A 20,473-nucleotide genomic window follows, 5' to 3' on the forward strand; every position below is an offset into this window, starting at 1 on the left:
ATTTTAAATAAGGCAGGTGATGATCATGGTTAAATTATCTGAACTACAAATTAAAGAGGTTATTGTGATAGAGGACGGCCGCCGGCTTGGGCATATATCCGACCTTGAGATTGACGGTGACAATGGAAATATTACTGCCCTGGTTATTATTGTTAAAGACAAGAAAAATGGTTTATTTGGTAAAGCAGGCGAGATGGTAATTCCCTGGCATCATATTGAAACTATCGGTTCGGATGTAATCCTTGTGCGGGACGTAGGAAAACCGGCTCTTTATCCTGATCAGCAGCATTTTATCGAAAAATAAACAAAATATGATAAAATAGTACAAGTAGACATCGAAGGAGGGGCTGATATGATAGAACCGTTTCAGCAATCAGGTCAATTAAAATTGGAGATAACCAGATGGAAGAAACTGAACAGCAGACTTCGGGCTGGCTTTTCCACGAGAAACGGCGGTGTAAGCACAGAGCCGTTTCACACATTGAATCTGGGCCTCCACGTTCCAGATAATCAGGACAATGTTGTTGCAAACAGGAAGAAACTGGCTGAGGATATCGAAATTAACCTTACATCATGGGTTGCCGGGGAACAAATCCATAAGACAAATGTTCAAGTAGTCGAGAATGATGACCAAGGAAAGGGAGCAGAGCACTACGAAACATCCGTACAGGGAACTGACGGACTGATAACAAATCAGAATGGCGTATTATGTATCGCGGCATACGCTGATTGTGTTCCACTGTTCTTCTTTGATCCCAGCACTGGATATACAGGTATAGCGCATGCCGGCTGGAAGGGAACTGTTCATCAGATTGGAAAAGAACTGACGGATACGTTTAAGAAGCTCGGAACCGATGTGGCTGAATTACTAGTGGTAATCGGACCATGTATTTCCAGGGACCATTATGAAGTCGATGAAAATGTTATTAAACATATTCCAAAACGATATTTTGATAAGGTGGCCACCCCTAAAGCGAATAATCACTATTTACTTGATTTAAAGCAACTAAATGTCGAAATTCTTTTGGAACAGGGTATATTACCTGAGAACATCGATGTAACAGGATATTGCACTTTTACTGACGAATCCTTATTTTTCTCCCACAGGCGGGATAACGGCAGGACAGGCAGAATGCTCGGATATATTGGATATACTGACTGATTATACTTTGGAGGCATTGGTAATAATGGATGTAACAGCGAATCTGGAAGAAATAAACCATAATATCAGACAGGCTTGTGAAAAAAGTGGTCGCAATCCTCACGAAATAACCATAATCGGCGTTACAAAATATGTTACAATAGAACGAACAAAGGAAACTTTGCAGGCTGGAGTTAAAAATCTTGGCGAAAACAGGCTGGAAGGATTTCTCGAAAAGTATGATTACATACAGGATCAGGCATCATGGCATTTTATTGGTACATTACAGTCGCGAAAAGTAAAAGACGTTATTGATAAGGTAGATGCCATTCATTCGCTTGACAGAAAATCACTGGCAAAAGAAATAAATAAGCGTGCAGATAAACCGGTTGACTGTTTTGTCCAGGTGAATGTAAGTGGTGAAGAATCTAAACATGGATTGGCGCCTGAGGATGTACTTCCGTTCATCCACGGGCTTGAAATCTATGAGAATGTTCATGTTGCTGGGCTAATGACGATGGCGCCGCATACAGATGATGAAGAAAGCATCCGTTCCGTTTTCAAAAAGCTGGCGGCACTGCGAGACACTGTAAAAGATGAACAACTGGGACATGCCCCTTGTGAGTATTTGTCAATGGGGATGAGCAATGATTATCAGATCGCTATTGAAGAGGGAGCAACCCATATTCGGATTGGCTCAAAACTAGTCGGATCCTAAATGAGTGAGGTGGAACGATGAGTATTAAAAACAAAATCAAGACTTTTTTCACTATGGATGATGAGTACGAGTATATTGAAGAAGAGCAGGAAATTGAACAGCATGATGCGAGTGGCGGACAGAAACGACGGAGTGAAAATGTTGTGAGTCTGACCAGTATGCAGCAACCAACTTCAAAAGTTGTATTATGTGAACCGCGGAATTACGATGAGGCACAGGAAATTGCTGATAATGTTGTGAACAGACGTGCAGTTGTCATCAATCTGCAGCGTGTTGATCACAATCAGGCAAAACGCATTGTTGATTTCCTTAGTGGAACTGTATACGCCGTAAAAGGTGATATTCAGAAACTGGGCTCACAGACATTTTTATGTACACCAGACAATGTGGATGTCTCAGGCTCTATTACGGAATCATATGTAGAGGAAGACGAATTTGAAAAAGGATGGTAGTAACTGATGGAAGCACTATTTTTGATTTTATTTTACGGGCTTGAGATATACAGTTTTGCATTGATTATATACATTTTTATGTCCTGGTTCCCTGGAGCGCGCGAGTCTGCTTTCGGGAGTTTCCTGGCTAAAATAACGGAACCATATCTGGAGCCATTCAGAAAAATTGTCCCTCCGCTTGGAATGATTGATTTGTCACCGATTGTAGCAATTTTTGTACTTTATTTCGCCAGGGCATATGGACTTCCGGCCCTGTTTGATTTACTATATAACTGGTTCTGATTTAATTGGATATCTATCAGCATTTCCGAAAAGAAGAGCAGTCATTTATCGACAATGTCCTTTCCTGGATTGATCAGGTTGAGAAGACTTTTACAAGTAAAGTTACTGATTTTCTTGATCCTCGGGAACAACAGATTGTCGATATGCTAGCCGGGACAAGTCAGGAAGATTTAAACGTATACAAACACGGTGGTAATGATGCATCTGAACGAAAACGCATGGTGATTGCTCCATTTTATGAAGAAGTGACCGAGGTATCATTTCAGTTAAACTTATTGCAGGGCAATTATCATGAAAAATTTGTTTCTCTTTCGCACCGTGATGTTATGGGGGCATTTCTTTCGCTTGGCATTAAGCGAAAAAAGCTTGGGGATATATTCGCGGGAAACGGAATTATTCAAATTGTTGCAGCCGACGAAATTACACCATACGTACTGGCAAACCTAACATCAATCAAAAATGCCAAAATTAAACTGGAGGAAAAGCCTCTCTCCATGCTGATCGAAACGGAGAAGAAATGGCTGGAAACTGACCAGACTGTTTCGTCACTTCGACTGGATGCCGTATTAAAAACGATATATTCATTATCTCGTAAGGACGCCACTGAATATGTGACCAAGGGACTGGTCAAGGTTAATTTTCGGGTAGTGGATGATCCTAAGTTCCAGCTTGAAGAAGGTGACATTCTTTCAATGCGTGGCAAGGGTCGCAGTAAGTTGGTAAGTATAAATGGGACGACCAAGAAAGATAAATGCAGAATAACAACTGCTGTTTTAAAATAATTTTAATTCTAAGCAGGAATTTTACTTTTTATGTCGAATCAAAACGTAATATAGGAATTATTGCGTTTATTATTTTTTCTGGATAAATTTTGAGGAGGTGACCTGTGTGCCATTAACACCACTAGATATTCATAACAAAGAGTTTACACGAGGATTTCGTGGATATGATGAAGATGAGGTCAATGAGTTTTTGGATCAGGTAATTAAGGATTATGAAATCGTAATCCGGGAGAAGAAGGAACTTCAGGAAAAGGTCGAAACTCTGAATGAGAAGCTTGGACACTTTACCAATATTGAAACGACACTGAATAAGTCAATTCTGATTGCCCAGGAAACTGCGGATGAGGTAAAGGGAAATGCATCAAAAGAATCTAAGCTAATTATTAAGGAAGCGGAAAAGAACGCTGACCGGATCATCAACGAGGCGCTAAACAAGTCACGACGCATCGAAATGGATGTAGAGGAACTGAAAAAGCAGGCTAAAGTGTTCCGGACAAGACTGAAAATGCTTGTGGAAGCGCAGCTTGAAATGATTGGAACCGATGACTGGGAAGAATTGTTTGACGCGGATTTCGGCAGCGAACTGGAAGTAGCGGCCGATAAAGAGGCTTAAGCCTTGACGTTATCTGGAATTTTACATATAATTCATTACACAGAAAATGAAAATAAAATGTAAACTACAATGACGGAGACCAGTATGAAAGAGTCAGCTGTTCAGCGAGCCAGGGTAGGTGGAAGCCTGGTACAGTGATACTTTCAGAAAATCACTCCCGAGTATTCATTCCGAACCTGAGTAGGGATGAACGTCTGTTCACGTTACGAATATCGAGTGAATTTAAAATAGATGGCTATTTTAGATTTATAAGGGTGGTACCGCGAGTCTTCTCGTCCCTTTGTGGGATGCAGAGGGCTTTTTTTAATTTATAGAACGATTAGGAGGAAAAGTTGTGGATTATAAAGAAACGTTATTAATGCCTAAGACGGATTTCCCGATGCGTGGCAATCTTCCCAATAAAGAGCCAAAACGGCAGGAACAATGGGATGAAAATAAATTGTATGAAAAGTCACAGGAGCGTACCAAGGGCCGTCCATTATTTATCCTGCATGATGGTCCTCCGTATGCAAACGGTGACCTTCATATCGGCCATGCGCTGAATAAAGTGCTGAAAGACTTCATTACCCGGTATAAATCTATGACCGGTTATCATGCGCCATATGTTCCTGGGTGGGATACACACGGTTTGCCTGTTGAGACTGCACTCACTAAAAAGAAAAAAGTTAACCGCAAGAAAATGAGTATTGCGGAGTTCAGACAGAAGTGTGCTGAGTATGCTCTCGGACAGCTTGATAATCAGCGTACACAGTTCAAGCAGCTGGGCGTGCGCGGTGATTGGGATAATCCTTATATCACGCTAACCAAGGATTATGAAGCTGCACAGATCCGTGTATTCGGTGAAATGGCTAAAAAGGGATATATCTATAAAGGTTTGAAACCTGTCTATTGGTCGCCATCGTCTGAATCTGCACTTGCAGAAGCGGAAATCGAATATCATGATAAGCGTTCACCGTCTATTTATGTTGGATTCGAGGTAACAGATGGAAAAGATGTGCTTGATGGCGGTGAGAAAATTGTCATCTGGACAACAACCCCTTGGACAATTCCAGCCAATCTGGGTATCTCACTTCATCCTGATCTGGAGTATGTTGTCGTTTCTGCAAATAATGATAAATTTGTTGTTGCACAGGATTTGCTTGAAGATGTTGCAAATGAACTGGAATGGGAAAACCCAGAAGTAGTCAAAACGATTAAAGGGTCTGATGCTGATCGTGTAGTAACAAAACATCCGTTTTATGACCGTGATTCAATTGTAATGCTTGGTGAACATGTTACGACAGATGCTGGTACCGGCTGTGTTCATACCGCACCAGGTCATGGTGAAGATGACTTCTACGTTGGTAAAAAATATGGTCTTGAAGCACTGTCACCAGTTGACGATAAAGGGGTATTCACAAGTGAAGCGCCAGGCTTTGAAGGGTTATTTTATGATGAGGCAAACAAGTCAATCACTGAGAAATTGGATGAATCAGGCGCATTGCTGAAACTGTCATTCATTACTCACTCGTACCCGCATGATTGGCGTACGAAGAAGCCGACAATTTTCCGTGCGACGTCCCAGTGGTTTGCATCCATCAAGAACTTCCGTCAGAACATCCTGGACGAAATCAACCGGGTTAACTGGTATCCTGCGTGGGGTGAAACACGTCTTTATAACATGGTCCGCGACCGGGAAGATTGGTGTATTTCCAGGCAGCGAACATGGGGCGTGCCAATTCCGGTATTTTACGCTGAAGATAATACGCCAATCATTACGGATGAAACGATCGAGCATGTATCACAGCTTTTCGCTGAGCATGGATCGAATATCTGGTTTGAGTGGGATGCTAAAGAGCTTCTCCCTGAAGGATTCACATCTGAAAACAGTCCTAACGGAAAGTTCACCAAAGAAACGGACATTATGGATGTATGGTTTGACTCTGGTTCTTCACATGAAGCAGTACTGCTTGGCCGTGAAGACCACCAACGCCCTGCCGATGTTTACCTGGAAGGCAGTGACCAATATCGCGGATGGTTTAACTCATCCCTGTCAACTGCGGTTGCAGTGACTGGCAAAGCGCCATATAAGAATATCATCAGTCATGGATTTGTGCTTGATGGAAACGGCCGCAAGATGAGTAAATCACTAGGTAATGTTATGGTTCCTTCCAAGGTGCAGAAACAGCTGGGTGCCGATATTCTTCGTCTTTGGGTATCTTCGGTTGATTACCAGGCCGATGTACGGATCTCCCAGGAAATTTTGAAACAGATTTCCGAAGCATACCGTAAAATCCGTAACACTTTCCGTTTCATGCTGGCAAACCTGTCTGATTTTGATCCGAAGACAGATTCTGTACCAGAAAGTGAAATGGCAGAGGTGGATCGCTATATGCTACATCGCTTGCAGAAATTGAATGCTAGCGTACGTGAAAGCTATGAGAAATATGAGTATTCACCGATTTACTCACAGATTCACAATTTCTGTACCGTGGACTTAAGCTCATTCTATCTGGATTTTGCCAAAGATGTATTATATATCGAGGCAAAAGATAATCATCGTCGCCGCAGTATCCAGACTGGTTACTATGAAATCCTGACAACACTTGTCAAGCTGCTGACACCGATTATTCCGCATACAACAGATGAGGTGTGGGAATACATCCCTGGTGTAGAAGCGGAAAGCGTCCAGCTTACCGATATTCCGGAACCAAGGAAAATCACTGACTTCGAAAATGCCCAAGAAAAATGGGATCATTTCATGAAAGTCCGTGATGACGTTCTTAAGGCACTTGAAGAAGCACGTAATGAGAAAGTGATTGGTAAGTCACTTGAAGCGAAAATCACTTTGGTTCCAAAAGATGAAAAGACCAAAGAAGTACTTCAAGGGATTCCAAACCTTCATCAGCTTCTGATCGTTTCTGGAGCAGACGTTGCAGATCAGGCTGATAGTGCCCGTGAATATCGCTATGTTGATGTTGCTGTTGAGCAGCATCCTGGTGAAAAATGTGAACGCTGCTGGACTGCTTCTGAAACAGTAGGCGAGGATCCGGACCATCCGGAACTGTGCACCCGCTGTGCAGACGTGGTAAAAGAACATTATAGTGCATAAAGTTGTTAATAGAAAAGCGCCTCTCCTGTCAGTAACATGACAATGAGAGGCGCTTTTTTAATGTTATATTCTAAATGACTGCTGTTTTGACTTGAGAATTATAAACTGCGAGGATTACAGAACAAGAAAAACTCACGAGAAAAGAGCCTTTTTTAAAAAACTGTGATAAAATGCAAAAGGAGTAGTCTGAGAAGAAAGCGGAGGAAAGCGAATGTTCTGGTATTACATACTGGCACTGGTCGTCACAATTATCGACCAGGCATCAAAGTGGATTATTATTAAAACAATGGACATCGGGGAACAGATAACACTAATCGAAGGCTTTTTCTATCTAACCTCACACCGGAATAGTGGTGCAGCATGGGGTATCCTACAGGGACAAATGATGTTCTTCTATATTGTAACGCTCATCGTGATTGCTGGAATTATTTTTTACATGCAGAAGTATGGAAAAGACAGCAGATTGCTTGCTGTTTCACTTGGATTGATTCTTGGTGGGGCAATAGGAAACTTTATTGACCGTTTGTTTCGCAAAGAAGTAGTGGATTTTTTTGATTTTATTATTTTCGGGTATGACTTTCCAATTTTCAATGTAGCAGATTCTGCATTGGTGGTAGGCGTGATCCTTGTCTTAATCGTTACTTTCCTGGATGAGCGGAAGAAAGGAAAATCAACAAAATGAATTCTAACCAATACACAGTAACTGAAACAGAAAATAAAACACGAATCGATAAACTGCTGTCAACGGTAGTAGCCGATACTTCCCGTTCACAGATTCAGTCATGGATTGCGGATGACTATGTACGCGTTAACGGGGAGTCGGTTAAACCGAACTATAAATGTCAGACAGGCGATGAAATTAGCTGGGCAGTTCCCGACCCAGAAGAACTCGATGTAGTGGCAGAGGATATACCGCTTGAAATCGTCTATGAGGATAGTGACCTGCTTGTTGTTAATAAACCAAGAGGCATGGTGGTACATCCGTCTGCTGGTCATCAGACTGGGACACTGGTAAATGCTCTGTTGTATCATTGTGATGATCTGTCAGGCATTAATGGAACGGAGCGACCTGGCATTGTCCACCGGATTGATAAGGATACAAGCGGACTCCTTGTCGTCGCTAAAAATGATAAAGCTCATGCTGGTTTATCTGAACAGATGGCTGAGAAATATATCGAACGTAAATATGAAGCGGTCGTTCATGGAGTCATTGAACATGAGACAGGGCTGATTGATGCCCCGATTGGCAGAGATAAAAATGACCGCCAGAAGATGGGGATTGTAGAGAATGGCAAATCGGCTGTCACCCATTTCCGGGTAATTGAGCGGTTTGAAGGTTATACGCATGTGGAATGTCAGCTGGAAACCGGCAGGACGCATCAGATTCGCGTTCATATGCGATATATTGGATTTCCTCTAGTAGGCGATCCAAAGTACGGTCGCCGGAAGACATTCGATATCGGCGGACAGGCTCTGCATGCCAGGTCACTTGGCTTCGAACATCCGCGGACCGGTGAGCGACTTTATTTTGAAGAAGAGCCACCAGCATATTTCCAGGATCTTCTGGCGCAAATCCGCAAAATGTATTGACAGGCGTACTCGAGTCTGTAATAATGAAACAAATGAATAAAGATCCTTTAACAACGTCCAGTGAGGCGAAGAAGGAAGCGGAATATGGATTGTATTGCTATACGTCTATCCAAATCCCTTTTTTCCTCATGGAGAAAAGGGATTTTTTATTGGGGGTCTGACCGTGAACAAGAAAACAACTGTACTAGATCAGGCAGCAATGGGAAGAGCACTTACTAGAATCGCCCATGAAATAGTAGAAAAAAATAAAGGCGGCGAGGACCTGTTGCTGGTCGGGATTAAGACCAGAGGAGTTCCACTTACCAAACGTCTACAGGAAAAAATCCGCCAAATTGAAGGTATCAATGTTCCAACTGGTGAGCTTGATATCACGCTTTACAGGGACGATTTGGAGAAGACAACAGAGCATGAGGATCCAGAACTGAAGGATACCAAGATTGACGCTGATTTTGACGGAAAAAAAGTTATCTTAATTGATGACGTATTGTTCACAGGGCGAACAGTCCGAGCAGCAATGGATGCGGTGATGGATATTGGAAGACCATCACAGATTCAGCTGGCTGTCCTGATTGACCGAGGACACAGGGAGCTGCCAATCCGGGCTGACTATGTCGGAAAAAACATTCCAACGTCAGATAAAGAGATTATCGTGGTTAATCTGCAGGAGACGGATGAACTTGAGGAAGTAAGTATTTACGAAAAATAAACAGGAGACCTTTAATTAAATCCAGCGAGATTTAAAAGGTTGCCAGGGATATACGTGTATTTTCTGCACGTTTACCTCTTTGCGACCTTTCGCAAAGAGGTTTTTTTATGGCAGGCAGGTAAGAAAGTATAAATACTTTTTTACTGCATAAGTGCAATTAAGGCTATTAAATCTTGGCGATAAGCCAAGATTGCTAAAAGAAAACTAAACGGGAGGAATTTATATGAGTAAAACAAACGCAGCTTTGGAAGTAAATGAGGTACCAAAACCACAGAAATGGATCGTGTTAAGTCTGCAGCATTTATTCGCCATGTTTGGAGCAACCATTCTTGTTCCTTTCCTGACCGGTCTGTCACCGGCAATTGCTCTTGTTTCAAGTGGACTTGGAACTCTGGCATATCTGCTGATAACCAAAGGCAGAATCCCGGCATATCTGGGATCAAGTTTTGCCTTCATTGCACCAATTATAGGGGCAACTGCCTCAGGTGGAGCAGCAGGTGCAATGATAGGGAGCTTTCTGGCCGGACTTGTTTATGGTGTAGTTTCAGTCCTGATACGACTGCTCGGTGTCGGGTGGCTAATGCGGATTCTGCCGCCAATCGTGGTAGGACCTGTGATAATTGTAATCGGACTTGGACTTGCCTCAACAGCAATTGACATGGCGATGTATGTACCAGGGCTTGATGAACAGGTATACAGCAGCACGCACTTTACTGTAGCGCTCGTAACATTGGCAATCACCATTATCGCAACTATCTTTTTCCGGGGATTCTTTGCACTTATTCCGATTCTGATTGGGATTGTCAGCGGGTATGTGTTCGCAATGACTCAGGGAATCGTCGACACGTCCGAAATTGCGGCTGAGTGGGCAGGCATAACATCAGCTGGTTCAGTTGGAGCGTTCTTCGCAGCAGTATTTCAGAACCCTGAATTTCTCGTACCGTTCGTAACATACTCACCGTTTGAAGTGTTCAGCTGGGAAATTGTCCTCTTGATGGTACCTGTTGCACTGGTTACAATTGCTGAACATACTGGCGACCAGATGGTTCTTTCAAAAGTGGTGGAAAAGAACTTCCTGAAAAACCCGGGACTGCATCGTTCCATTATGGGTGACGGAGTTGCAACCATGATTGCATCCTTCCTTGGAGGACCACCAAATACAACGTACGGTGAAAACATCGGTGTCCTTGCAATCACCCGGGTATTCAGTGTGTTTGTAATCGGAGGAGCTGCTGTCCTGGCAATATTCTTCGGCTTCATCGGGATTGTGACTGCAGTAATCGGCTCCATTCCGTCTGCCGTAATGGGCGGAGTTTCCATCCTGCTCTTTGGGATAATTGCATCAAACGGTCTGCGGATGCTGATTGACAATCATATCGATTTAAGTGACAAACGGAATCTTATTATCTCGTCTGTCATTCTGGTACTCGGAATAGGCGGAGCGTTTATCCAGCTTTCCGATAACCTGCAAATTGCCGGCATGGCGCTGTCCGCATTAGTTGGGGTATTTCTAAACCTTGTACTGCCAAACAAAGAGAGCGGATATGGCAATGGCACGATATTAGATGATAGAGAGGTGGCAGATGACAATGAAGGCGCTGCTTGAAAAGGAAAGTGATAAAACAATGATTCCAAGACACTTTCTCTCGACCTGTTACATGTCTCGTGCAGAAATATTGGATATTTTGAACGTAGCTGAAAAACTACGTAAAGAGAATCATCGATTTACACGCCAGCTGTTTGTAGCCAACCTTTTTTTCGAGCCAAGCACAAGGACAAAGATGAGCTTCCAGGTTGCTGAAAAAAAGCTGGGCCTCGAATCGCTTGATTTCCATATGGACTTATCGAGTGTCACAAAAGGAGAGTCACTCTATGATACTGCTAAAACGTATGAAGCGATTGGAGCAGATATGCTGGTGGTTCGCCATCAGGATGACAATTGGTATGAGAAGCTTCAATCCGGCATTTCGATTCCCATTATTAACGCTGGGGCAGGGAAGAGTGAGCATCCGACCCAGTGCATGCTTGACCTTCTGACAATCTATCAGGAGTTTGGAGCATTCGATGGGCTGAACGTGGTGATTGCAGGGGATATTAGGCATAGCCGGGTTGCCCGGTCAAATGCAGCAGCACTTACCACAATGGGTGCGAATGTTTATCTGGCTGCGGCACCAGGATTTGAAGATCTGCAGCTGAATTATCCGTATGTGTCCATGGATGAAGCTACTGAAATGTGTGATGTACTGATGCTTCTCAGAATTCAGCACGAACGTCATGAGCATGTTGCTAGTAATTTATCAATCTATCTGAAAGAATATGGTCTAACCAATCAGCGGGAGGCTACGATGAAAGACCATGCAATCATTATGCATCCCGCTCCTGTTAACCGCGGGGTAGAGATTGAGGATGAACTGGTTGAGTGTAAACGCTCGAGGATTTTTAAACAAATGGAAAATGGCGTGTATGCGCGAATGGCTATCATTACAAAATTACTGAAGGAATGGGGGAACGCATAATGAAAACATTACTTAAAAACGGAAAACTCTTAACAGGAGATAACACATCAGAAGCGTGCGAAATTCTAATAGAGGACGGGAAAATAACCAAGATAGCTTCCGAAATTTCCGATGCAACTGATGAAGTGCTGGATTGCGGAAACAATTATATTTTCCCCGGCTTCATTGATGTGCATATCCATTTGCGCGAGCCTGGTGGTGAGCATAAGGAAACGATTAAAACCGGTACCGAAGCGGCTGCCCGCGGTGGATTCACCACTGTTTGTTCGATGCCAAACACTTCACCGGTCCCTGATTCAACTGTCCAGGTTGACAATCTTTTAAGAAAAGTAGACACCGATGCAGCGGTAAGAGTATTGCCATACGCGGCTATTACCAAAGGCTTGAAAGGCGAAGAACTGGTTGATTTTCAGCAACTGGCAGAGCAAGAGATTTTTGCATTCACCGATGATGGAGTTGGCATTCAGACTGCAGACATGATGCTTCAGGCCATGACCAAGGCTGCGGCAGCAGGGAAATCCATTGTAGCGCATTGTGAAGATAACTCAATCGTATACGGCGGCGTTGTCCATAAAGGAAATGTAAGTGGAGCTATGAATCTGCCGGGAATTCCTTCTCTGAGCGAATCCGTACAAATTGCCCGTGATGTCCTATTGGCAGAGGCCACCGGTTGCCATTACCATGTCTGCCATGTGAGTACAAAAGAATCTGTCCGGGTTATCCGGGACGCCAAAAAGGCAGGAATCAACGTGACTGCCGAAGTTACTCCGCACCATCTGTTACTGAATGAATCTGCAATTCAGGATGATGATGCCAATTACAAAATGAATCCCCCTCTACGGAGCGAAGAAGACCAGCAGGCGTTATTTGAAGGATTGCTAGATGGAACAATCGATTTTATTGCAACCGATCACGCGCCGCACGCTGAATCTGAAAAGTCACCAGGCTTTTTGAAAGCTCCATTTGGAATTGTCGGTCTCGAGACTGCATTTCCACTTCTTTACACATATCTGGTGAAAACCGGAAAAATCACATTAAAACAATTGGTCGACTGGCTGACCGTAAAACCGGCTGACGTCTTTAACCTGCCATTTGGCGAATTAAAGGTTAATGCACCAGCAGATATTACGATCGTCGACCTTTATACTAAAACACATATCGACAAAAACGCATTTTTATCTAAGGGTAAAAATACCCCATTCCATGGCTGGAAAGTTCAGGGTACACCTGTCATGACACTTGCAGAAGGAAAGCTTGTACACAAGGAGGTAGCTTATGTCTAAACGTCAGCTGATACTTGAAGATGGAACAGTTTTTACCGGAGAAGGTTTTGGCAGTGATACCACCGTAACTGGTGAGGTAGTATTCAACACTGGGATGACCGGTTATCAGGAAATTATTTCAGACCCATCGTACTGTGGGCAGATTGTGATGATGACATATCCCCTTGTCGGAAATTATGGAATCAATCGGGATGACTTTGAAACCGTAACACCATTCATTCACGGGTTTCTGGTAAAAGAATTATGCGACCATCCATCAAACTTCAGAAGTGATGAAACACTGAGTGACTATCTGAAGGCACATAATATTCCGGGGATTTCCGGAATTGATACCCGGAAACTGACTAAGATTATCCGGAAACACGGAACAATGAAAGCAATCATCACGGATGTAATAGACGACACTGAAGTATTGGCTGACCAGGTACGGAGTCAGCCGTATCAGACCAATCAGGTTGAACAGACATCAACTGTTAAGCCATACGTGGTACCTGGCCGGGGATTGCGTATCGTTCTTGTCGATTTTGGAATGAAGCATGGAATCCTACGTGAGCTGACCAAGCGCGACTGCCATGTGACAGTTGTTCCTTATAATTATGGAGCAGCTAATATTCTACGGTTAAAGCCTGACGGAATTATGCTCACAAATGGACCGGGGAATCCTAAGAACATACCGGAATCAATCGAGATGGTAGCTGAAGTAACCGGCAAGATACCTCTTTTCGGAATTTGTCTGGGCCATCAACTGCTGGCGCTCGCTTGCGGGGCAGATACAGAAAAAATGAAGTTCGGCCATCGCGGATCCAATCATCCGGTAAAAGACCTGGAGAGAAATAAAACATACATGACTTCGCAGAACCACAGCTATGCGGTAAGGAACGATTCACTGAATCAAACAGACCTCGTACTAACCCAGCGGGCATTGAACGACGGAACAGTGGAAGGAATCCGGCATAAAAACTATCCGGCATTTTCGGTTCAGTATCACCCAGAGAGTTCACCAGGACCGGAAGACACGAACCACCTGTTTGATGAATTTCTCAATATGATTAAGCAATCAAAAACTACAAGTGAGGTGGTAACACATGCCTAAGAATACCAACATCGAAAAAATACTTGTAATCGGTTCAGGTCCTATTGTAATCGGACAGGCAGCAGAATTTGACTACTCCGGAACGCAGGCATGTCAGTCATTGCGTGAAGAAGGGTATACCGTTATCCTTGCTAACTCGAATCCGGCTACGATCATGACCGACCACACCGTAGCTGATAAAGTGTACATGGAACCACTTACTACTGAATTTTTGATTAAGATTATCCGGAAAGAACAGCCTGATGCACTCCTGCCAACACTCGGCGGGCAGACGGGACTAAACCTGGCAATTGCACTTGAGAAAACCGGAATTCTTTCCGAGTACAATGTTGAATTACTTGGATCGTCTTTGGATGCAATTGAGCAAGCGGAGGACCGGGAGAAATTTCGTACGCTTATGGGAGAACTAAACGAGCCGGTGGCAGAAAGTGAAATTGTCACAACAGTTGACGAAGCACTCGCTTTCGCTGAGAAAATCGGCTATCCGGTAATCGTCCGCCCGGCATATACACTCGGCGGAACTGGGGGCGGCATGTGTTACAGTGAACCGGAACTTAGGGAAGTGGCTCGAAACGGTCTGTCACTTTCACCGGTTAGCCAATGTTTGATTGAGAAAAACATCGCCGGCTTTAAAGAAATTGAATATGAAGTAATGCGCGATAAAAATGATCAGGCAATTGTTGTGTGTAACATGGAAAACGTCGACCCGGTCGGAATCCATACTGGGGACTCGATTGTTGTGGCACCATCCCAGACTCTTAGTGACCGTGAATACCAGCTACTAAGGAATGCATCACTGAAAATAATTCGTGCGCTTGAAATTGAGGGAGGTTGTAATGTTCAGCTGGCCTTAGACCCGGACAGTTTCAATTACTATATCATCGAGGTTAACCCGCGCGTCAGCCGGTCATCAGCGCTTGCTTCGAAGGCAACCGGATATCCAATCGCGAAAATTGCAGCGAAGATTGCAGTCGGACTTACGCTTGATGAAATCATGAACCCAATTACCGGAACGACATATGCATGCTTTGAGCCTGCACTCGACTATGTTGTGACAAAGCTGCCAAGATTCCCGTTTGATAAGTTTGTAAACGGCGACCGTCGCCTTGGAACTCAAATGAAGGCGACCGGTGAAATTATGTCAATCGGGCGAAACTTTGAGGAATCGTTCCTGAAAGGTGTTCGCTCATTGGACAGCGGGTCAGGTGAATTCTTTTTAAACAGTCTTATAGATGTGACAATGGATGAGTTGAAAGTACGACTACAAAAACCTGACGATGAGCGTCTGTTTGTCCTGGCTGAGGTAATCCGCAGAGGGATAGATACGGAAGAAATATTCGAGCTGACTAAAATAGATAGATTTTATTTAATCAAACTTAAGCGTCTGATCGATTTGGAGACTGAACTTGCTGAACATAAAACTTCCGCTGACCTGCTTAAGACTGCAAAAGAATTAGGATTTTCTGATGGGCATATCGCACGGTTATGGAACATGACGGAAGACGATGTTTATACCTTGCGAATGGACCAGAAGATTGAGCCGGTTTATAAAATGGTTGATACATGTGCGGCTGAGTTTGAGTCGGAAACACCGTATTTTTACAGCACCTTCGAGGACGAAAACGAATCTATTCAGTCGGACCGGAAAAAAATCCTGGTTCTAGGCTCAGGGCCGATTCGGATTGGTCAGGGTATTGAGTTTGACTATGCGACCGTTCATTCTGTTCTGGCAATCAAGGAAATGGGCTATGAAGCTATTATTATGAATAATAATCCTGAAACAGTTTCTACCGACTTCAGTATTTCCGATAAGCTATATTTTGAACCACTGACACTTGAGGATGTCATGCATGTAATTAACCTTGAGCAGCCAGAGGGCGTTATTGTCCAGTTTGGCGGTCAAACCGCTATCAATCTGGCAGACGGGCTCGAGCGCCGCGGGGTAAAAATTCTTGGAACCGATCTTGAAGCAATCGATCAGGCAGAGGACCGGGATAAATTTGAACTCCTGCTCGATGACCTGGATTTACTGCGTCCGAAGGGTAAATCGGTACTGAAACTAGATCGGGCACGTGAAGTAGCAAGCGAGCTTGGCTACCCGGTACTTGTACGTCCGTCGTATGTAATCGGCGGCAGCCGGATGGAAATTGTATACGATGACGACGAATTAAACGCATATCTGGCTAAATCGAATGGTATCGATGACCAGCACCCAATTCTTATCGATAAATATATCACCGGGATCGAAATTGAAGTTGACGCTATCAGTGATGGTCAGACGGTTATTGTTCCGGGAATCATGGAACATATCGAGCGCTCAGGTGTACACTCAGGAGACTCAATTGCAGTGTATCCGCCACAGCGGCTCAGCGACTCAGTCAAACAGAAAACGATGGATGCAACGATTAAAATTGCTCAGGCACTTGGAGTGAAAGGGCTGGTCAATATTCAGTTCATTATCCGTGAAGAAGAGGTATACGTCCTGGAAGTTAATCCAAGGGCAAGCCGAACTATTCCGTTCTTAAGTAAAATAACCGGAGTTACGATGGCTAACCTGGCGACACGCTGTATCTTAGGTGAATCACTGTTATCAATGGGATATTCTTCCGGGATTCTGCCTGAACAGGAAGCAGTTTCTGTCAAAGTTCCAGTGTTCTCGTTTGAAAAACTTCGCAGTGTTGATACCATTCTTGGACCTGAGATGAAATCGACCGGGGAAGCAATCGGCCATGATAAAACGCTTGAAAAGGCATTGTATAAAGGGCTCGTAGCATCAGGACTGACTGTACCGCAGGAAGGGGCAGTTCTTTTAACGGTAGCGGATAAAGACAAACAGGAAACGATCGATATCGCACGGCGCTTCCACCAGCTTGGTTTCCAGCTATACGCTACCACAGGAACCGCGAAATATGTTGCAGCGTTTAATCTGCCGGTAACTGAAGTTGGTAAAGTGGATACTGACGAGCCAAACGTTCTATCAATCATCGAAAGCGGCAAGGTACAGTTTGTAGTCAATACCCTTACATCAGGAAAAAAACCACGTTCGGATGGTTTCCGGATTCGTCGTCAGGCCGTTGAGCATGGAATTGCATGCCTGACCAACCTTGATACGGCAAACGCAATCCTGAGTGTTATAGATTCGACTACCTTCAGTGCACAGCCGCTTACAGGCAAAGAGGTCGTATGGTCATGAAACAACGGGTCGAGATGATTGTTGAAGCAGTGGAAAAGATTGCACTCGACACAGTGGAAATGAAATTATCCAATGATCATGTTGCAAAAAATGCGGTGCCGGGACAGTTTCTGCACCTCCAAGTGGAAGGGCACTCACTACGCCGTCCAATCTCGATTGCCGATGTAGACGCTGAAAAAGGAATTACCACTATTCTTTTTAAAGAATTGGGGGAAGGAACAAAGCGACTGGGAGCATATCAGCCTGGAATGCGAATTAATGCGCTGGGTCCCAGTGGCTGCGGCTTCCCGTATCAGGATAAATCAATTCAAAAAGCCCTTTTAATAGGCGGAGGGATTGGGGTCCCGCCTTTATATAACCTCGGAAAAGAACTTTCAAACCATGGGATTGAGGTCATTTCCGTTTTAGGCTTTCAGACGAAAGACAGTGTTTTTTATGAAGCGGAATTCAGTCAGCTGGGTGAAACACATATTGTCACCGATGACGGTAGTTACGGTCATAAAGGTTTTGTAACAAATGTGCTCGGTTCAATTGATGGATATGATTATTATTTTACCTGCGGACCGATACCAATGTTGAAGGCAGTAAAAGAGAAACTGGCCGATAAACCAGGTTACATTTCGCTTGAGGAGCGGATGGGATGTGGGGTTGGCGCATGCTTTGCGTGTGTCATCCCTGCAGATAATGAGAGTGGATACAGGAAAATATGTAAGGACGGACCGGTATTTCCTGCAAATGAGGTGATTTTATGATGGATCTATCGGTGAATTTGCCTGGTCTCAAGCTGAAGAACCCGGTAATGCCTGCATCAGGATGTTTTGGTTTTGGACGCGAATACAGTGAGTTTTATGATTTAGGTAAACTTGGTGCTGTGATTATGAAGGCAGCAACAGGTGAAGGCCGTTATGGGAATACTACACCACGTGTTGCAGAGACATCATCAGGCATGCTAAACGCGATTGGCCTGCAGAACCCCGGTGTCGAGAAAATTATCGCTAATGAAGTTCCTTTTCTGGCAGGTTATGACGTTCCGATTATAGCTAATGTTGCAGGTAGCACACTTGAAGAGTATGTGAAAGTTGCATCTGCATTTAACAAGACGAAAGATGTCCATGCACTGGAACTTAACATCTCGTGTCCGAACGTTAAGGAAGGTGGTATCCAGTTTGGTACCGAACCGGAGATGGCCGCAACGGTAACTAAAAAGGTGAAAGAAGCCAGTAATCTTCCTGTCTATGTAAAGCTATCGCCAAACGTGGGAAACATAGTAGCGATGGCTAAAGCAGTTGAACAAGCTGGAGCTGATGGTCTATCGATGATCAATACATTGACCGGAATGCAGATACATCTTGGATCCAAGCGTCCGCTCTTGGCAAATAAAACCGGCGGACTTTCCGGACAAGCGATCAAGCCAGTTGCCATCCGGATGATTTATGAGGTGAAGCAGCATGTTTCCATTCCGATTATCGGTATGGGTGGTATTTCTTCAGCTGAAGATGTATTGGAGTTTCTCTTGGCCGGTGCCAGTGCGGTAGCGGTTGGAACGGCAAATTTCCAGAATCCGTTTGCCTGCCCGGATATTATAGCCGCTTTACCTGAAGTGCTTCATAAATATGGATTCCATTCGGTAGAAGTTGCAATCGGAAAGGGGCATGAGGCATGAAAGGAAATACATATCTAGCACTCGACTTTACATCGTGGGACGAGGCAGAGCATTTTCTAAAGGAAAATGATTTACATGGCGTTCCGGTAAAAGTGGGAATGGAGTTATTTTACCGAGAAGGTCCCCGGATTATAGAAAAACTCAAAGCGAATGACCACGGAATTTTCCTTGATTTAAAACTTCATGACATTCCGACCACCGTCATGAAAGCAATGAAGAATCTAGCCAGACTGGAAGTTGATATGGTTAATGTCCATGCGCTTGGTGGAAGCGAGATGATTAATAGGGCTAAGGAAGGATTGCTGTCCGGAAGTCCGGCCAGTCATGATACTAAACTAATTGCAGTTACCGTTCTTACCTCGATGGATGAAACGGCACTTAATAATGAGTTGAAGATTCCCGGGTCGGTAGCGGATAATGCCACGCACTTTGCTGGATTTGCAGCGGAGAATGGAGCAGATGGTGTTGTGTGTTCCGTTCATGAAGCTAGCCGGGTCAAAGCTGCTTGCGGAAGTTTTTTTCTGACGGTTACACCAGGAATTCGTCTGCAGGAGACAGATGTAAACGATCAACGACGGGTGGCAACTCCGGTATTTGCGAAAGAAAACGGAGCGGATATATTAGTAGTCGGCCGTACGGTAACACAGGCTAAGGACCCAAAAACAGCATACTTACAAGTACAGGAGGAGTGGGGACATGGAAGCACGCCATGAATTAGCACAGGAATTATTGAACATAAAAGCAGTTCAAATGAGGACAGAAAATTATTTTACCTGGACATCAGGAATCAAATCACCAATTTACTGTGACAACCGGCTGACCATGTCCTATCCTGAAGTGCGCAGGAAAGTGGCCGAGGCATTTGTCGAGCTCATTAACGAAATGGAAGTGAAGCCGGATATCATTGCAGGATGCGCCACTGCAGGTATTCCCCATGCTGCGTGGATTGCTGAACAGCTTGATTTGCCCATGGTCTATGTACGATCAAAGCCTAAAGGTCATGGAAAAGGAAATCAGATTGAAGGTCATATTCTTGAAGGCCAGAAAGCTGTTGTGATAGAGGATTTAATTTCAACAGGAGGTTCTTCAATTGAAGCGACCGAGGCACTGAAGCAAAAGGGCGTTGAGGTACTTGAGGTACTTGCTATTTTTACATATGGATTGAAAAAAGCAGCTAATAACTTCGATGCTGCTGGGTTGAAATGCAGAACGATTACTGATTATGATACAGTTCTATCATTACTTGCGAGCAATGGACAGATTAATGAATCCGAAAAGGTTACTTTGGAGAAATGGCGGGATGATTTATAGGATTCAGTGTAACCAGTAGAACATCTGATAATAAAAATT

The 20,473-nt window shown here is 44.0% G+C and carries 20 protein-coding genes and 1 other annotated feature; all 20 genes read left to right on the forward strand.

What is annotated here, in order from left to right; translation table 11 throughout:
* Positions 1–25: 25 nt before the first annotated feature.
* Positions 26–304: a YlmC/YmxH family sporulation protein gene (locus tag ACFO3D_RS02230; protein WP_390292964.1), complete on the forward strand. Its 279-nt coding sequence runs from the start codon at positions 26–28 to the stop codon at positions 302–304.
* 48 nt (positions 305–352) lie between these two features.
* On the forward strand, positions 353–1,162 hold the full coding sequence (gene pgeF / locus ACFO3D_RS02235; RefSeq protein WP_390292966.1) for a peptidoglycan editing factor PgeF: 810 nt from the start codon (positions 353–355) through the stop codon (positions 1,160–1,162).
* Positions 1,163–1,187: 25 nt separating this feature from the next.
* On the forward strand, positions 1,188–1,859 hold the full coding sequence (locus tag ACFO3D_RS02240; RefSeq protein ID WP_390292967.1) for a YggS family pyridoxal phosphate-dependent enzyme: 672 nt from the start codon (positions 1,188–1,190) through the stop codon (positions 1,857–1,859).
* 17 nt (positions 1,860–1,876) lie between these two features.
* The gene (locus ACFO3D_RS02245) at positions 1,877–2,311 is read left to right on the forward strand and encodes a cell division protein SepF (protein ID WP_390292968.1); all 435 of its coding nucleotides are present in this window, start codon (positions 1,877–1,879) and stop codon (positions 2,309–2,311) included.
* A gap of 6 nt (positions 2,312–2,317) precedes the next feature.
* Positions 2,318–2,593, forward strand: a complete 276-nt coding sequence (locus ACFO3D_RS02250; protein WP_390292970.1) for a YggT family protein — start codon at positions 2,318–2,320, stop codon at positions 2,591–2,593.
* Positions 2,594–2,598: 5 nt separating this feature from the next.
* Positions 2,599–3,375 (forward strand): YlmH family RNA-binding protein, encoded by a 777-nt coding sequence (locus tag ACFO3D_RS02255; protein ID WP_390292971.1) that lies wholly within the window; start codon positions 2,599–2,601, stop codon positions 3,373–3,375.
* A gap of 106 nt (positions 3,376–3,481) precedes the next feature.
* Positions 3,482–3,988 carry a DivIVA domain-containing protein gene (locus tag ACFO3D_RS02260; protein ID WP_390292973.1) on the forward strand — a complete coding sequence of 169 codons (507 nt, stop codon included), beginning with the start codon at positions 3,482–3,484 and terminating at the stop codon, positions 3,986–3,988.
* A gap of 60 nt (positions 3,989–4,048) precedes the next feature.
* Positions 4,049–4,271 (forward strand) — a binding site (T-box leader).
* Between the two features lie 51 nt (positions 4,272–4,322).
* The gene (gene ileS / locus ACFO3D_RS02265; protein ID WP_390292974.1) at positions 4,323–7,079 is read left to right on the forward strand and encodes an isoleucine--tRNA ligase; all 2,757 of its coding nucleotides are present in this window, start codon (positions 4,323–4,325) and stop codon (positions 7,077–7,079) included.
* Positions 7,080–7,290: 211 nt separating this feature from the next.
* A complete protein-coding gene (gene lspA / locus ACFO3D_RS02270) occupies positions 7,291–7,761 on the forward strand; it encodes a signal peptidase II (RefSeq protein ID WP_390292975.1) in 471 nt (156 codons plus the stop codon).
* A complete protein-coding gene (locus ACFO3D_RS02275; protein WP_390292976.1) occupies positions 7,758–8,669 on the forward strand; it encodes an RluA family pseudouridine synthase in 912 nt (303 codons plus the stop codon). Before lspA ends, ACFO3D_RS02275 begins: the two co-directional genes overlap by 4 nt.
* Before the next feature lie 163 nt (positions 8,670–8,832).
* The gene (gene pyrR, locus ACFO3D_RS02280; RefSeq protein WP_390292977.1) at positions 8,833–9,375 is read left to right on the forward strand and encodes a bifunctional pyr operon transcriptional regulator/uracil phosphoribosyltransferase PyrR; all 543 of its coding nucleotides are present in this window, start codon (positions 8,833–8,835) and stop codon (positions 9,373–9,375) included.
* Positions 9,376–9,598: 223 nt separating this feature from the next.
* Positions 9,599–10,981, forward strand: coding sequence for a solute carrier family 23 protein (locus ACFO3D_RS02285; RefSeq protein WP_390292978.1), 1,383 nt, complete (start codon positions 9,599–9,601; stop codon positions 10,979–10,981).
* 19 nt (positions 10,982–11,000) lie between these two features.
* Positions 11,001–11,891, forward strand: coding sequence for an aspartate carbamoyltransferase catalytic subunit (locus ACFO3D_RS02290; protein ID WP_390293400.1), 891 nt, complete (start codon positions 11,001–11,003; stop codon positions 11,889–11,891).
* Positions 11,891–13,174: a dihydroorotase gene (locus ACFO3D_RS02295; protein ID WP_390292979.1), complete on the forward strand. Its 1,284-nt coding sequence runs from the start codon at positions 11,891–11,893 to the stop codon at positions 13,172–13,174. The genes ACFO3D_RS02290 and ACFO3D_RS02295 overlap by 1 nt, the downstream gene beginning before the upstream one ends.
* Positions 13,167–14,267, forward strand: coding sequence for a carbamoyl phosphate synthase small subunit (locus tag ACFO3D_RS02300; protein WP_390292980.1), 1,101 nt, complete (start codon positions 13,167–13,169; stop codon positions 14,265–14,267). The genes ACFO3D_RS02295 and ACFO3D_RS02300 overlap by 8 nt, the downstream gene beginning before the upstream one ends.
* Complete coding sequence (gene carB, locus ACFO3D_RS02305; RefSeq protein ID WP_390292981.1) at positions 14,260–17,460, forward strand: carbamoyl-phosphate synthase large subunit; 3,201 nt, start codon at positions 14,260–14,262, stop codon at positions 17,458–17,460. Before ACFO3D_RS02300 ends, carB begins: the two co-directional genes overlap by 8 nt.
* The gene (locus ACFO3D_RS02310; protein WP_390292982.1) at positions 17,457–18,212 is read left to right on the forward strand and encodes a dihydroorotate dehydrogenase electron transfer subunit; all 756 of its coding nucleotides are present in this window, start codon (positions 17,457–17,459) and stop codon (positions 18,210–18,212) included. The genes carB and ACFO3D_RS02310 overlap by 4 nt, the downstream gene beginning before the upstream one ends.
* Positions 18,212–19,123 carry a dihydroorotate dehydrogenase gene (locus ACFO3D_RS02315; protein WP_390293401.1) on the forward strand — a complete coding sequence of 304 codons (912 nt, stop codon included), beginning with the start codon at positions 18,212–18,214 and terminating at the stop codon, positions 19,121–19,123. Before ACFO3D_RS02310 ends, ACFO3D_RS02315 begins: the two co-directional genes overlap by 1 nt.
* Positions 19,120–19,836, forward strand: a complete 717-nt coding sequence (gene pyrF, locus ACFO3D_RS02320; RefSeq protein ID WP_390292983.1) for an orotidine-5'-phosphate decarboxylase — start codon at positions 19,120–19,122, stop codon at positions 19,834–19,836. Before ACFO3D_RS02315 ends, pyrF begins: the two co-directional genes overlap by 4 nt.
* Positions 19,820–20,434, forward strand: coding sequence for an orotate phosphoribosyltransferase (gene pyrE / locus ACFO3D_RS02325; RefSeq protein WP_390292984.1), 615 nt, complete (start codon positions 19,820–19,822; stop codon positions 20,432–20,434). The genes pyrF and pyrE overlap by 17 nt, the downstream gene beginning before the upstream one ends.
* The last annotated feature ends 39 nt before the right edge of the window (positions 20,435–20,473 follow it).

The organism is Virgibacillus kekensis (assembly GCF_042654125.1).
Lineage (GTDB): Bacteria > Bacillota > Bacilli > Bacillales > Amphibacillaceae > Lentibacillus > Lentibacillus kekensis.